This window comes from Arthrobacter sp. MDT2-16 (assembly GCF_054510925.1).
In genome coordinates, this window is the sequence record NZ_JBTNDP010000003.1 from 352884 (window position 1) to 366147 (window position 13264).

General features: G+C 70.4%; 14 protein-coding genes. 6 read left to right on the plus strand and 8 right to left on the minus strand.

Annotated elements, in window-relative coordinates; genetic code table 11:
• Window positions 1-46: 46 nt before the first annotated feature.
• Together ACX80N_RS08255 and ACX80N_RS08260 are read right to left on the minus strand one after the other, a co-directional pair.
• Complete coding sequence (locus tag ACX80N_RS08255) at window positions 47-889, minus strand: YsnF/AvaK domain-containing protein (RefSeq protein WP_459339001.1); 843 nt, start codon at window positions 887-889, stop codon at window positions 47-49.
• Between the two features lie 211 nt (window positions 890-1100).
• The gene (locus ACX80N_RS08260) at window positions 1101-1268 is read right to left on the minus strand and encodes a hypothetical protein (RefSeq protein WP_157940250.1); all 168 of its coding nucleotides are present in this window, start codon (window positions 1266-1268) and stop codon (window positions 1101-1103) included.
• An 81-nt stretch (window positions 1269-1349) separates the two neighbouring features.
• Between ACX80N_RS08260 and ACX80N_RS08265 the strand changes: the two genes are divergently transcribed.
• On the plus strand, window positions 1350-2369 hold the full coding sequence (locus ACX80N_RS08265) for a helix-turn-helix domain-containing protein (RefSeq protein WP_459339002.1): 1020 nt from the start codon (window positions 1350-1352) through the stop codon (window positions 2367-2369).
• Here ACX80N_RS08265 and ACX80N_RS08270 read toward each other — a convergent pair.
• The 3 genes from ACX80N_RS08270 to ACX80N_RS08280 form a co-directional block, all read right to left on the minus strand.
• On the minus strand, window positions 2359-3285 hold the full coding sequence (locus ACX80N_RS08270) for an AEC family transporter (RefSeq protein ID WP_459339003.1): 927 nt from the start codon (window positions 3283-3285) through the stop codon (window positions 2359-2361). The genes ACX80N_RS08265 and ACX80N_RS08270 overlap by 11 nt on opposite strands.
• 31 nt (window positions 3286-3316) lie before the next feature.
• Complete coding sequence (locus tag ACX80N_RS08275) at window positions 3317-3958, minus strand: alpha/beta hydrolase (RefSeq protein WP_459339004.1); 642 nt, start codon at window positions 3956-3958, stop codon at window positions 3317-3319.
• A 177-nt stretch (window positions 3959-4135) separates the two neighbouring features.
• Window positions 4136-4441, minus strand: a complete 306-nt coding sequence (locus ACX80N_RS08280) for a DUF4193 domain-containing protein (protein WP_104048589.1) — start codon at window positions 4439-4441, stop codon at window positions 4136-4138.
• A 253-nt stretch (window positions 4442-4694) separates the two neighbouring features.
• On the opposite strand from ACX80N_RS08280, the gene ACX80N_RS08285 reads away from it, so the two are divergent.
• Window positions 4695-5489, plus strand: coding sequence for an SDR family NAD(P)-dependent oxidoreductase (locus tag ACX80N_RS08285; protein ID WP_105032666.1), 795 nt, complete (start codon window positions 4695-4697; stop codon window positions 5487-5489).
• Window positions 5486-6361, plus strand: coding sequence for a DNA-3-methyladenine glycosylase family protein (locus tag ACX80N_RS08290; protein WP_459339005.1), 876 nt, complete (start codon window positions 5486-5488; stop codon window positions 6359-6361). The genes ACX80N_RS08285 and ACX80N_RS08290 overlap by 4 nt, the downstream gene beginning before the upstream one ends.
• Window positions 6362-6371: 10 nt before the next feature.
• Here ACX80N_RS08290 and ACX80N_RS08295 read toward each other — a convergent pair whose 3' ends face one another.
• Window positions 6372-7574 (minus strand): PucR family transcriptional regulator, encoded by a 1203-nt coding sequence (locus tag ACX80N_RS08295; protein WP_459339006.1) that lies wholly within the window; start codon window positions 7572-7574, stop codon window positions 6372-6374.
• Window positions 7575-7672: 98 nt separating this feature from the next.
• On the opposite strand from ACX80N_RS08295, the gene ACX80N_RS08300 reads away from it, so the two are divergent.
• A complete protein-coding gene (locus ACX80N_RS08300) occupies window positions 7673-8785 on the plus strand; it encodes a ferredoxin reductase (protein WP_105032344.1) in 1113 nt (370 codons plus the stop codon).
• Between the two features lie 23 nt (window positions 8786-8808).
• Window positions 8809-9954, plus strand: coding sequence for a fatty acid desaturase family protein (locus ACX80N_RS08305; protein WP_105032343.1), 1146 nt, complete (start codon window positions 8809-8811; stop codon window positions 9952-9954).
• Between the two features lie 144 nt (window positions 9955-10098).
• Here the strand turns inward: ACX80N_RS08305 and ACX80N_RS08310 are convergent, their stop codons facing one another.
• Both ACX80N_RS08310 and ACX80N_RS08315 read right to left on the minus strand, forming a co-directional pair.
• On the minus strand, window positions 10099-10599 hold the full coding sequence (locus ACX80N_RS08310; protein ID WP_459339007.1) for an SRPBCC family protein: 501 nt from the start codon (window positions 10597-10599) through the stop codon (window positions 10099-10101).
• Window positions 10600-10611: 12 nt separating this feature from the next.
• Window positions 10612-10956: an ArsR/SmtB family transcription factor gene (locus tag ACX80N_RS08315; RefSeq protein ID WP_105032341.1), complete on the minus strand. Its 345-nt coding sequence runs from the start codon at window positions 10954-10956 to the stop codon at window positions 10612-10614.
• 199 nt (window positions 10957-11155) lie between these two features.
• Here ACX80N_RS08315 and pta point away from each other — a divergent pair, with 199 nt between their 5' ends.
• The gene (gene pta, locus ACX80N_RS08320; RefSeq protein ID WP_459339008.1) at window positions 11156-13234 is read left to right on the plus strand and encodes a phosphate acetyltransferase; all 2079 of its coding nucleotides are present in this window, start codon (window positions 11156-11158) and stop codon (window positions 13232-13234) included.
• The last annotated feature ends 30 nt before the right edge of the window (window positions 13235-13264 follow it).

The window sequence follows — 13264 nt, forward strand, 5'->3', positions numbered from 1 at the left end:
CTGTCCTCTCGACCGGCAGGCACCCGGGCGAGGTGCCGGATGCCGTCTACAGGTCGACGCGATCCGTCTCGATGACTTCCTTGCGCACCTGGCCGCTGACCACTTCGTCATGGACGCGGGCCTCGCGGCGCACGCGGACGCGCTCGATCGGCACGACCTCCATCTCGACGCGGGGCCGCTCCTCGTACAGGACCACTTCGGTGGTGTCGCCGTTGAAGGCCGTCTCCACGGCGGAGTACAGGCGCCCGCGCTCGGCCTCGGTGAAGGTTCCTTCGCCGTCGTCGTAGAAGGGCTTGCCGTCCTTGACGGGCACGCGCTCGACGACGAGCTCCTCACGGCGGATCTGCACCGTCATGGTGACGTCCTCCGTGACCACGCGCTTGACGAGGCGGACACGCTCGGTCTCGCGGATCTCCGTGCCGACGCGCAGCTGCTCCTCGGAGCGCGTCATGGAGTAGTCGCCCTCGGGGCGGGAGGACTGCGAGCGCGTACGGCCCGTGCCGGCGGCGTTCGTGTCGGCGACGTGCGTGTCGGCAACTCCGGCCCGGTCCGTCACGACGTCGTCCTTCCCTGCCATCAGACCGTAGTAGCGCAGCAGGTGCTGCTCCTCCTCGGGGCTGAGGTGTCCGTCCTGGGACATCTTCGGGGAGTCGTAGACCTTGGCGTGCGAGTAGGGCAGGCGGATGTCCCGGCCCGAGAGCACGGCACCCTGCAGCGGCGCGAACGACTCCGGGTTGCCCATGGTGTGCGTGGCCACCGTGACCCAGCTGGGCTCTCCGGTGGCGTCGTCGACGTAGAGCTGGCCCATGGAGCCGAGGACGGCGCCGTCCTCGCTCAGCACGTTGGCCCCGGCGTTCATCGAATCCTTCATCTGTTCGAGCGTGATCATGATGTCCCTTTCGAGGAGGTTGGCTCTCCTTCACCGTAGGTCTCCCCAGAGGCGATAGCAAGCAGGCTTACTACCCGGATCCCGAATTCTTTCCCGGTGACCCTCGGTGATGCATGGAGAGCCTGCTCCCCTCGGAGGCCAGGACGTCGATCCGCGAGGGTCACCTCGACGGCCTGCACGTCGACGGCCCGCACTGAACCGGCGATCGCCCCTAGGCGTCGTGCCGCAGGGCGTAGGCGGAACTGGGCAGGGAGTCGATGTTCCAGTCGGCGTGCGACGCCGGGTGGTCCGACGGCGCGTCCGTGCGGATGATCCGCAGGAGGTACCGCAGCAGCAGGGTCGTGAGGACGATGGCCAGGAGGATCAGAAGGAGGTTCATGCATCGATCCTCATCCTCTCCGCCCGCGAAAAAGAGTGGCAGAAACGACCCATAACGCTCAAAAACTGCCATACTGCTGGCATGCTCACCAAGGTCGCCGTGATCGTGCTCGCGGACCTCTCCATCTTCGAGTTCGGGGTGGTCTGCGAGGTGTTCGGCGTGGACCGCTCGTCGCTCGGCGTGGGCCTCCCCGCCTTCGACTTCCGCGTCTGCACGCCCGCTCCGGGCATGGTGCGGACCTCGTCGGGCGTCTCCCTGCAGGTGGACGGCGACCTCACGGGCGTCGATGACGCCGACCTCGTCATCATGGCTCCCTACTCGGCGGACACCGTGATTCCCACGGCCGTCCTGGAGGCCCTCCAGGCCGCCGACCGGCGGGGTGCGCAGATCTTCTCGGTGTGTTCGGGCGCCTTCGCCCTCGCGGAGGCCGGGCTGCTGGACGGACGCTCCGCGACGACCCACTGGCGGTACACCAGGAGCCTTGCCGACGCCTATCCCGGCACCAGCGTGGACGAGAACGTGCTCTACGTGGAGGACGGCAACATCCTCACGAGCGCCGGTACGGCCTCGGGCATCGATGCGAGCCTGCACCTCGTGCGGCGGGAGTTCGGCCCACGGGCCGCGACGGCGATCGCCCGTGGGATGGTGGTACCCCCGCACCGTGACGGCGGGCAGGCCCAGTTCATCGAGCGGCCCGTCCCCACCGGCTGCGGGGCGTCGATGGAGGAGCTGCTGGTGTGGCTCGCCGACCACCTGGACCAGGACATCTCCGTGTCGACGCTCGCCCAGCGCCTGCACATGAGCGAGCGGACCTTCGCCCGCCGGTTCCGCGCCGAGACGGGCACCACGCCGGCCGCCTGGCTCACCGGGCAGCGCCTCCTGCGGGCCCAGTCGCTGCTCGAGGAGACGCGGCTGACCGTCGACGCCGTCGCCCGGGCCTCCGGCTTCGGCCAGGCGGTGCTGCTCCGCCACCACTTCCAGAAGGCCCTCGGCGTGAGCCCCGCCGCGTACCGCCGCACCTTCCGCGGATCCGACAAGGGCTGCGACCTCGACCTGCACGACCTCGAGGAGCAGTTCGGCGGGCACTCCCTCAGCCGGTGAGCGCCCGGATGGCGAGGAACACCACCGGCAGGTAGAGCACCCCCGCCACGGTCTGCAGCGTGATCATCGAGGCCATGAGCCGCGCGTCCCCGCCGAGTGCCCGCGCCATCACATAGGCCGACGACGCCGTGGGCAGGGACAGGAACAGGATCACGGTCGCCGCGGGCTCCCCCGTGAGGCCGAGCAGCAGGCATCCCGCGATCCCGAGACCCGGCAGCACCGTGAACTTCACCGCCGTCGCCAGCAGGACCGCGCCCACGTTGCGGCCCATGCTCCGCAGGTCCAGCGCCGCGCCCACACACAGGAGTCCGAGCGGCAGCGACGCCGTTCCGAGGGCCCGCACGAACTCGGCGGCGCCCGGCGGCAGCCCGATCCCCGTGATGTTCAGCAGGATCCCGATCACGCAGCCGAGGATCAGCGGGTTGGTGGCGATGCTCCGGACGGTACCGGTCATCGTCAGCGGTTCCGCCCCGTAGCGCGCGAAGGCGAGGGTGCAGAGGACGTTGACGAGCGGCACGAGGATGGTGTTCGCGATCGCGGCGAGGGCCACGCCGTCCGCCCCGAAGAGGGCGAGGGCGATCGAGAGGCCGAGGTAGTTGTTGAAGCGGATGCTGCCCTGCACCACCGAGGTGAAGGCGGGTCCGTCGAGATCCAGCCATCGCTGCGCGACCGCGAGCCCGAGCGCCGTCAGGACGACCGGTCCGGCGAGGACCGGCGCCATCAGGGCGATCGGCAGACCCGCGAGATCCGCCGTCGCGGTGCCGCTGATGAACAGCGCCGGCAGGAGGAGGAAGTAGCAGAGCCGCTCGGCCGGGGGCCAGAAGGCCGGCGCCAGGAAGCTGCGCGCACGGAGGGCATGGCCGAGGGCGATCAGGCCGATCACCGGACCGAGCGCCACGAAGGTCTGCAGGATCACCGGGTCACGCCCGAGGGCTGGGCCGGACCGGTCACCAGCCCTGTGCCGTGAGCCAGTCGGCGGCCAGGCGGCTCCACTGCTCGGCGGCGCCGGCCCCGGTCGCCAGCCCTAGTCCGTGCTCGCCCTCGGCGAAGACGTGCAGGGCGTGCGGGACGGCGTGCGCTGCGAGCGCCTGGCCGAGCAGGTAGGCGTGCTCCACAGGGACGGCCTCGTCCTCGGCGGTGTGCCAGACGAAGAACGGCGGGGCATCGCCGGTCACCAGGCGGTCCAGCGATGTCTCCGCACGGAGGCGGCCACCGGCGTCGGGCCCGATCAGCTCGTCCTGCGAGCCCCGGTGGGTCGCGAGTTCCATCGAGACCACGGGATAGCAGAGGACGGCGGCGTCCACGCGCTCGCCGCCCTCGGCGGAGGCCGTGAGGGCCGCGTGTCCGGCGAGGTGCCCGCCGGCCGAGAACCCGAGGAGCGCGAGGCGCTCCACGCCGGCGGCGCGGGCGCGGCGGATCTCCTCGCGGACGGCGTCCAGCGGGCCGGGATGCCGGGTCTGGACGGGATAGTGGAAGACGCTCGCCGAGAAGCCCAGCGAGCGCAGCCGTTCGGCGATGACCTCGCTCTCGGTGTCGGACAGCATGCCGTAGCCGCCTCCGGGCAGGACGATGACGTGGGAAGACTCCATGCCCCCACCGTACTGGTCAGCACGCGGCGCCACTCCCGCCGACGGGCGTTGACGCCGCCCCTGCGGTCGGCGTCGGCATCCGGGAGCCACCGGCGGCATCCTCATGCACGAAGGGGCACGAACGATGAAAGCCCCTGGCCGGAGGGCCAGGGGCTTTCGGTACGTCCGGAGGTGCTGTCAGCCCTCGCACTCGGTGCAGTACTTGTCGCCGTTCTTCTCGCGCGCAAGCTGGCTGCGGTGGTGAACCAGGAAGCAGGACATGCAGGTGAACTCGTCCTCCTGCTGCGGGATGACCTGGATCAGAAGTTCCTCGTGGGAGAGGTCGGCCCCGGGAAGGTCGATGCCTTCGGCGGTTTCACCGTCCTCGACATCGATCAGCGCGGTCTGCGTGGTCGCGCTGCGCTGAGCCTGGATGGCCTCGAGGGACTCGTTGGCTGGCTGGTCTTCCGGACGGACGCGTGGTTCGTCGTAGTCGGTTGCCATGGGGGTAGATCTCCTTCTGTGGGCGGGAATACGCCCAGATGCCACTCTCAACCTCGGAAGAGGCGGAAGTATTCCATATACCGGGTGCACATTACCCGGTGCGGCTGGGACTTTTCTCCATGGATCGCGCTTCGAGATCCACGCCACATCAAGTGACGCCACAGCCTCGGCGTGATACACACATCCCGGACGTGCCGTCGTCGTAGGGTTGGACGCGACCCCCTCCCCTCCCGTCCCAGGAGCTTCCATGGCCATGGCACTCGATCTCAGCGGCAAGACGGCATTCGTCACCGGATCCACGCAGGGTATCGGCCTCGCGATCGCGGTGGGCCTCGCCCGCGCCGGCGCCCGCGTGGGGGTGAACGGGCGGAGCACCCGCAGCGTCGCGCGCGCCATCGAGACCATCCGCCGGGACGTGCCGGAGGCCGACCTCGTCGCGGTCGCCGCCGATGTCACCACCGATGACGGCGTCGCCGGGGCACTCGGCGTCCTGCCCGCCGTGGACATCCTCGTCAACAACCTCGGGATCTTCGGCGCGCAGCCGGCCCTCGAGATCGACGACGCCGAATGGCGCCGCTACTTCGAGGTCAACGTGCTCACCGCCATCCGCCTCACGCGTTCCTACCTGCCGGGCATGATCCGGGCCGGCTGGGGCCGCATCCAGTACATCGCGAGCGATTCCGCCGTCGCCATCCCCGCGGAGATGATCCACTACGGCGTCTCCAAGACGGCACTGCTCGGCGTCTCGCGCGGCTTCGCGAAGGAGGCCAAGGGCACCGGCGTCACCGTCAACTCGGTCATCGCGGGCCCCACCCACACGGGCGGCGTGGAGGACTTCGTGTACCAGCTCGTCGACAAGGACCTCGAGTGGGAGGACGCGCAGCGGCAGTTCATGAAGGACCACCGCCCGCAGTCGCTGCTGGAGCGCCTGATCGAGCCGCAGGAGATCGCCAACATGGTCACATACCTCGCCTCCCCGCTCGCCTCGGCGACCACGGGCGCGGCGGTACGCGTGGACGGCGGGTACGTGGACGCCATCCTCCCGTGACCCGCACCCGGACCCGAGCCCTCACCCCGAACGGTCCGCTCGAGGCGGGCCCGATGGCCGCGATCCTCGCGAACCATGCCATCCCGGGCTGCGAGGTCTCCGGCACGGGCTCGTCAGGCCGCTCGCACACGCGGATGCTGGCGACGCCGGGCGGTCCGCGCCGCATCACGGTCACCATCGGGCCCGACGACGTCGAACTCACGGCGGACACGGACGACGACGCCGCGTTCGCGCACCTTGTGCGCACCACGCGCGCCTGGCTGGACCTCGACACGGACGTGACCGCCGTCGCCCGCGCATTCGACGGCGACCCGCTCCTCGGCCCCCTCGTCCGCCGGCGCCCGGGCCTTCGCGCCGTCGGGTATCCGGACGCCTTCGAGGCCGCGATCATGACGGTCCTCGGACAGCAGGTGTCCGTGGCCGCGGGGGCCACCTTCGGCGGACGGCTCGCGGCGGCCTACGGCACGCCGTCGGACACCGGACTCACACTGTTCCCCACGCCGCAGGCCATTGCCGACGCTCCGCACGAGGAACTGCGGGCCGCCGTCGGCGTGACCCGCACACGTGCCGCGACGGTGCAGAACGTCGCGCGCGCCGTCGTCGACGGCCTGTCCCTCGACCCCGCCGGCGACCACGCCGCGGTGCGGAGGGACCTGCTCGCCCTCCCGGGGATCGGCCCGTGGTCCGCCGACTACCTCGCCGTCCGCGTGCTGCGCGACCCCGACGCCTTCACACCCGGCGACCTCGTGGCGCGGCGCGCGATGGGCAACCCGAGCATCCGGGACGCCGGTCGCCGTTCGGAGGCGTGGCGCCCCTACCGCGCGTACGCCCTGTTCCACCTCTGGACCGCGGCCACCTACACGGGGGCCTAGACCGGAGGGGTCAGGCCGGGATCTTCCGGTCGCTGCGCAGCGCGATCTCCAGTTCGAAGCGCACCTTCGGGTCCTTCAGGTCCTCGCCGAACAGCTCGCGCAGCTGCAGGACCCGGTAGCCGACCGTCTGCGCGTGGATGCCGAGCTCCTCGGCGATCGGGGCACGCTGGCCCCAGTGCCGCAGCCAGGCCAGCAGCGTCTCCTCGAGCTTCTCGCGCTGGCTGTCGGGCAGGTCTGCCAGCGGCGCGAGCCTCCGACGGGCCAGTTCCCCGACGGCCGAGGGTTCGGCCGCGAGGACCACCTCGGTCATGTGATCGTCCGCCCAGACCGGAGGGTCTCCCGCGCCCTCGCGCGGTGGCAGCATGGAGGCGGCCAGCACCGCGAGGCGCAGCGACTGGGCCACGTGTTCGATCCCGCCTGCCGGTCCGATGGCCGCGCCCCTGCCCGTGAGCACGCGGTCGAGGTCGGCCCGCTGCCGCGGCCCCCGCCCGGGCACGAGGGCGACGGCGTCGGTCTCGCGCTCGATGACGATCGCTCCCGGTCCGAGCTGCAGCCGGAGCCCCTGTGCGCGATCCAGCGGCAGGGTCACCACGGCCACCCGCGCGGGCACAGCCCAGTCCGCGAGCGACGCCGCCTGCCGCAGCGCCGTCTCGTCCGCCCGGCCGAGCAGCAGCAGCTCCAGCAATTCGGCGCGGCGCCGGTCCACGGCCCCGGCGCGTTCGGACTGCTCGAACGCGTACGCCTCGGCGCTCACGGCGGAGAGTTCGTCGATGTAGGCCATGATCGACTCCCCGAGGTCCACCACGACGGCGGGGCCGAGGCCCTCCTCCATGGAGCGGCGCGACATCTCCCGGAACGTGACCCGTGCGCCCATCCGGTAGGCGCCGAGCAGTGCATCCATGCTGCGTCCCTGCCGGACCTCGCCGCGGCCGAGACCCGCGACCAGCTGGCGGCTCTGCTCCGACAGCGCGGGCAGGCTGGTGCCCGGCAGTTCGAGGAACCGCTCGAGCGCGGCAGCCACTCCCCGGCGCAGGCCGCGCCCGAAGTTCCCCTCGATGGGCCGGGCGTACGCAGGGACCAGCTGCGGCACCGCCTCGATGATGGCTTCGACGAGGTCCGCGGTGAGGGGCCTCAGGCGGTCGCTGACCTCCGGGGGGAGTGCGAGCCACGGCGGTTCCGGCGGCGGCGCCGCCGGCATCTCGTCGGAACTCACGAAACCAACCCCAATCTATTTCGTCAAGATAATTCTTCTCCGTCAACTCTACGCCCCGAGCGCACTGTTTTATCAGGGGAGGCTATATCGTTGGTTCAATGATCCGGTTCTCGAAGTTGGCGCGCGTGACCGCGGCGCTGACCACCCCGCTGACGGCGGAAGACTTCATGGCGCTCTTCAATCCCGTCTATTCCTCGCGCCAGCTGCGCGGCGTCGTGACGCGCGTGGTGCACGAGACCGAGGATTCCGCCACCATCTATTTCCGCCCCGGGAACGGCTGGCACGCGCATCAGGCCGGCCAGTGGGCGCGGATCGGCGTCGAGCTCGACGGCGTCCGGCAGTGGCGCTCCTACTCCCTGAGCAACGCCGCAGGGCACGACCCCGCCATCACCGTCAAGGACGCAGGAGCCGTGTCCCACGTGCTGGTCCGCGACACGAAGCCCGGCGACGTCCTGTTCCTCGCCCCGCCCCAGGGTGACTTCGTGCTCCCCGAGCACCCGCGCTCCCTGCTCATGCTCACGGCCGGCAGCGGCATCACGCCGGTCATGTCCATGATCCGCACGCTCATCCCGCGCAGGCCGGACGCCGACGTGGTGCTCATCAACTCCAACAGCACGCCGGAGAAGAGCGTGTTCCGCGAGGAGCTGGACGAACTCGCCGACCAGTTCCCCAACCTCACCGTCCGCCACTGGTTCACGAGCACCCGCGGCCGGCTGGAATTCAAGGCCAAGGCCATCGCGGAACTCTGCCCCGACTGGCGCTCGCGGGCCGCCTACGCCTGCGGGCCCGAAGGGTTCCTCAACGACGCCGAGGACCTGTGGGAGCGCGAGGCCGCCCTCGAGCGCTCGCGCACCGTGCCGGACGTCACCGCAGGAGCCGGGGCTGAGGCCTCCCGCACGGGCACGCTCACGATCGAGCGGTTCAGCACCGACCTGACGGCAGGAGCCGGGCACGACGGCGGCCTCGTCACCTTCGAGCAGTCCGACCGCGAGGTGCAGGCCGACGGCGACACCCCGCTGCTGGACATCGGCGAGGACGCCGGCGTCCTCATGCCGAGCGGGTGCCGCATGGGCATCTGCCACAGCTGCCTCGTCCCGCTCCGTGCCGGCCAGGTCCGGGACCTTCGCAGCGGCGAACTGCACAACACCCCCGGACAGCTCATCCAGACCTGCGTCTCGGCGGCCGCCGGGCCCGTGAACCTCGACCTGTAGACCCCCCACAGAAGGAGCACCCTATGACCACCACGCTCACCCGCCCGGGCGCCCTTGCGGCGTCGGGCCACCCCCTGGTCCGCCCCGACGCCGCCAAGCACCTCACGGACGAGCAGGTCGAGGAACTCGGCCGCGAGCTCGACGCCGTCCGCGACGAGATCCTCGCCAAGCGAGGAGCCACGGACGCCGCCTACATCCGCCGTGTCATCAAGCTGCAGCGCTCCCTCGAGTTCGCCGGCCGCGGCACCCTGCTGTTCAGCAAGTACAAGCCCGCCTGGTTCGCCGGCACCGCCATGCTGAGCGTCGCGAAGATCCTCGAGAACATGGAGATCGGGCACAACGTGCTGCACGGCCAGTGGGACTGGATGCGCGACCCGGACATCCACTCCACCACCTGGGAGTGGGACTTCGTCACCCCGGCGCGCTCCTGGCAGCACACCCACAACGACCTGCACCACCGCTGGACCAACGTCATCGGCAAGGACCGGGACATCGGATACAACCTGCTCCGCATGGACCCCGACCAGCCGTGGAAGCCGTTCAACCTCGGCAACCCGCTGTACAACGCGATCCTGGCGCCGGTCTTCGAGTGGGGCATCGCGCTGTACGACCTCGAGATCCCCGAGTTCAAGGAGGGTCTGAAGTCCAAGGCGGACATGAGCCGCGACCTCAAGGCCGTGGGTGTCAAGGTGGTCAAGCAGTTCTCGAAGGACTACGCCGCAACCCCCGCCGTCGCCATGCTGACCGGTTCCGGAAAGCAGGCCCTCTACGGCACGCTCGCCGCCAACGCCATCCGCAACTTCTGGGCCCACGCCGTCATCTTCTGCGGCCACTTCCCCGACGGCACGGACACGTTCACGGAGGAGGAGGTGGACGGCGAGACCCGCGGGGACTGGTACGTCCGCCAGATGATCGGCTCGGCGAACATCTCGGGCTCGAAGCTCATGCACTTCATGACGGGCAACCTGTCCCACCAGATCGAGCACCACTGCTTCCCCGACCTGCCGTCCAACCGGTACGCCGAGGTGGCGGTCAAGGTCCGCGAGATCTGCACCCGCTACGGGCTGCCCTACACCACGGGCCCCCTGCCCAAGCAGGTCGGGTCCACCTGGGCGAAGATCTTCAAGCTCGCGCTGCCCAACCGCAAGCCGAAGGCAGCCACCGCGTAAGGCTCACCACGCACGAAGGCGCCGTCGTCCCTTTCGGGGCGGCGGCGCCTTCGCATTCCTCGGCCGGGAGGACAGGAACGACCGGTCGGACTTCTTGCGGCAGCAATCCCTGTCCTCTCGACCCGATGACGGGCGCAGGCCCGGTCAGACGGCGGCGTCCTGCTCCGCGAGGATGGCGTCCACCTGCCCGAGGGCGCCCTTCAGCCCCTCCTCCATACCCATCTCCACCATCTGGTTGAGCTGTTCGAGCGACTCGAACCCGGTGACCAGCGTCATGCGGGTCCGGCCACCGAGGTCCTCGAGCGTGACGACGGCGTGCGTCTCGCCGAGCTCGTCCATGGGTTCGCGGTCCTCGTTCGCGAAGCCGTCGTCGAACGTGAGGCGCGTGGGCGCGTCGATGTCGGTGATGCGCCACCAGCCGTGCGCCTTCTCGCCGTCGGGCCCCGTCATGTAGTACTCCGCACGTCCGCCGGCCACGAAGTCGTAGGTGTCGAACGTCGCGGGCCACGTGGGCGGGCCCCACCACCGCTCGAGCTGCCGCGGGTCCTCCCAGATCCGCCAGACGCGCTTCACATCGGCGTCGAACTCGGCGACGAGCCGGAAATTCAGCTCCTGAGTATTCTTCTGCGCACTGATGACCGCCATGATGCTGCCTTCCTAGTTGCGATCCTCGTCTTCGGCGAGGATGTCCTCGATCCGGGCGACCCGTTGCCGCCAGATCCTCTCGTAATCGTCGAGCAGGCGGCGCGCCCTCTGCACGCCCTCCACCTCTCCCCGCACGATCTGCTCCCGTCCGCGCTTCTCCTTCGTGACGAGCGAGGCCCGCTCGAGCACGGCGACATGCTTCTGCACGGCGGCGAAGCTCATGTCGTACTGCTCGGCGAGGCCGGATACCGAGTACTCGGCGACGAGGACCCGCGCCACGATGTCCCTCCGTGTCGCGTCGGCGAGCGCCTGGAAAAGGCGGTCCACCTCGTCCTCCTGCAGCTGATCTACAACCATGTGGTTGTACGTTACGCCCGGTACCGGGGTCCGTCAAGACCACGGACGAGGAGTGTCGGACGCCCGCGTCGCACGGGCAGGAACGACCACGGACAGCATGCGCGGGCGGTCCCCCTGCGCGCTCGACACCGCAGGACAGCAGGACGGCGGCGTGACACCCGATATGGCGGGTGCTCCGGGACCCTGCAAGACTGGGCGCATGACCCGCGGAATCTATGTGAGCGCCATGACCAACGGCTCCGGCAAGGCCCTAATCTCCCTGGGGCTGGCCGACATGCTGCACCGGCACGCCGACCGCGTGGGCTTCTTCCGGCCCATCGTCGAGGGCAGCGACCCCGCCGCCGATCCGATGGTGGGCCTCATGCGGCGCTCCTTCAACCTCCCCGAGAGCCGCGCCCGTGGGGGCCTCACCCGCGCCGAGGCCCGCGCGCTCCTCGTCACCGGCGACCGCGCCGAGATCGACGCCCGCTGCGTCGCCATCTACAGCGAGATCGCCGCGGAGTGCGACGTCGTGATCGTGGAGGGCACGGACCTCTCGGGCAACGACGCCGCCGTCGAGTTCGACCTCAACGCACGCCTCGCCAACAACCTCGGCGCCATGGTCCTCGCCGTCGTCAGCGCCAAGGGCATGTCCGTGGACGAGGCGGCGGACGCCGTGGACGTCGCCCGCCGCGAGCTCGACGCCGCCAAGGTGTCCCTCCTCGCCATGATGGTCAACCGGGCGGCCGACGACGCCGTCACCGCCATCAGCGAGCACGTGCGCCCCGGAAAGTCGGGCCGACCCGTGTATGTGATTCCCGAGCTCGCCGAGGTCTCCCAGCCCACCGTCTCGGAGGTGTCCGCTGAGCTCGGCGCACGGCAGATCGCCGGCAACTCCAACCTCGAGCGCGACGTCACGAGCATCCGGGTGGCCGCCATGAACGTGGGCAACTTCCTGCACCTGCTCACGGACGGCGCCCTCGTGATCGTGCCCGGCGACCGCGCCGACGTGCATGTGGCCACCCTCGCGTCGTCGTTCTCCCCCGAGTTCCCGGTGCCATCGGCCATGTTCCTCACCGGCGGGCTCGCCCCCGAACCGAGCATCCTCGCCCTCCTGGCACAGGCGCCGTTCCCCGTCTTCGCGCTCGACGACGACACCTACACCGCAGCCCGGCGCGTCAGCGAGGTGCGGGGTGAGATCGCGAGCGGGCTGCGCCGCAAGGCCGCCTCCGCCCTCGGCGCCTGGTCGCGGCGGGTGGACGAGAACGAGCTCCTGGAACGCCTCGAACTCCCGCGACCGGTCAGCATGACCCCGCTGCGCTTCCTGCACGAGCTGATCCAGCGCGCGCGGGCCGAGCGCCGGCACATCGTGCTCCCGGAGGGCGAGGACGTCCGGGTGCTGAAGGCCGCCGAGATCCTGCACCGCCGCGACGTCTGCGACCTGACGATCCTCGGGCCCGAGGCCCGGGTGCGTGAGCTCGCGTCGGGGCAGGGCATCGACCTCACGGGCATCACGCTGATCGACCCGGCCACCTCCGAGCTGCGCGACGAGTTCGCGGCCGAGTACGCCCGGCTCCGCGCGCACAAGAACGTCTCGCTCGATCAGGCCCGCGAGCGCATGCTCGAAGGGGCATACTTCGGGACGATGATGGTGCAGCTCGGGAGGGTGGACGGCATGGTCTCGGGCGCGGCGCACACCACCGCGAACACCATTCGGCCGGCGCTCGAATTCGTGAAGACGAAGGACGGCGCGAAGATCGTCTCCTCGGTGTTCCTCATGCTCCTGCAGGACCGCGTGCTGGTGTACGGGGACTGCGCGGTGAACCCGGACCCCGACGACGAGCAGCTCGCGGACATCGCCGTGGCCTCGGCGGAGACGGCCGCGCAGTTCGGGGTGGAACCACGCATCGCGATGCTGTCCTACTCCACGGGCGAGTCGGGCTCCGGTGGCGCAGTGGACGAGGTGCGCCGGGCCACGGAACTCGTGCGCAGGCAGCGACCGGACCTCGCGGTCGAGGGGCCCATCCAGTACGACGCCGCCGTCGACGCCTCGGTCGCCGCCTCCAAGCTCCCCGGCTCCACGGTGGCCGGTCAGGCGACGGTGTTCATCTTCCCGGACCTCAATACCGGCAACAACACCTACAAGGCGGTCCAGCAGTCCGCCGGGGCCGTCGCCGTCGGCCCCGTCCTCCAGGGGCTGCGCAAGCCCGTGAACGACCTCTCGCGCGGCTGCACCGTGGAGGACATCGTCAACACGGTGGCCATCACCGCGGTCCAGGCCCAGCAGCCCGCCTCCTGACCCAACCTCCCGCCCTACACGACAGGACCC

Bases quoted from the DNA above. Each gene is read 5' to 3' on its own strand.
- ACX80N_RS08255 (WP_459339001.1), bottom strand. From the start codon at position 889: ATGATCACGCTCGAACAGATGAAGGATTCGATGAACGCCGGGGCCAAC.
- ACX80N_RS08260 (WP_157940250.1), bottom strand. From the start codon at position 1,268: ATGAACCTCCTTCTGATCCTCCTGGCCATCGTCCTCACGACCCTGCTG.
- ACX80N_RS08265 (WP_459339002.1), top strand. From the start codon at position 1,350: ATGCTCACCAAGGTCGCCGTGATCGTGCTCGCGGACCTCTCCATCTTC.
- ACX80N_RS08275 (WP_459339004.1), bottom strand. From the start codon at position 3,958: ATGGAGTCTTCCCACGTCATCGTCCTGCCCGGAGGCGGCTACGGCATG.
- ACX80N_RS08280 (WP_104048589.1), bottom strand. From the start codon at position 4,441: ATGGCAACCGACTACGACGAACCACGCGTCCGTCCGGAAGACCAGCCA.
- ACX80N_RS08285 (WP_105032666.1), top strand. From the start codon at position 4,695: ATGGCACTCGATCTCAGCGGCAAGACGGCATTCGTCACCGGATCCACG.
- ACX80N_RS08300 (WP_105032344.1), top strand. From the start codon at position 7,673: ATGATCCGGTTCTCGAAGTTGGCGCGCGTGACCGCGGCGCTGACCACC.
- ACX80N_RS08305 (WP_105032343.1), top strand. From the start codon at position 8,809: ATGACCACCACGCTCACCCGCCCGGGCGCCCTTGCGGCGTCGGGCCAC.
- ACX80N_RS08310 (WP_459339007.1), bottom strand. From the start codon at position 10,599: ATGGCGGTCATCAGTGCGCAGAAGAATACTCAGGAGCTGAATTTCCGG.
- ACX80N_RS08315 (WP_105032341.1), bottom strand. From the start codon at position 10,956: ATGGTTGTAGATCAGCTGCAGGAGGACGAGGTGGACCGCCTTTTCCAG.
- pta (WP_459339008.1), top strand. From the start codon at position 11,156: ATGACCCGCGGAATCTATGTGAGCGCCATGACCAACGGCTCCGGCAAG.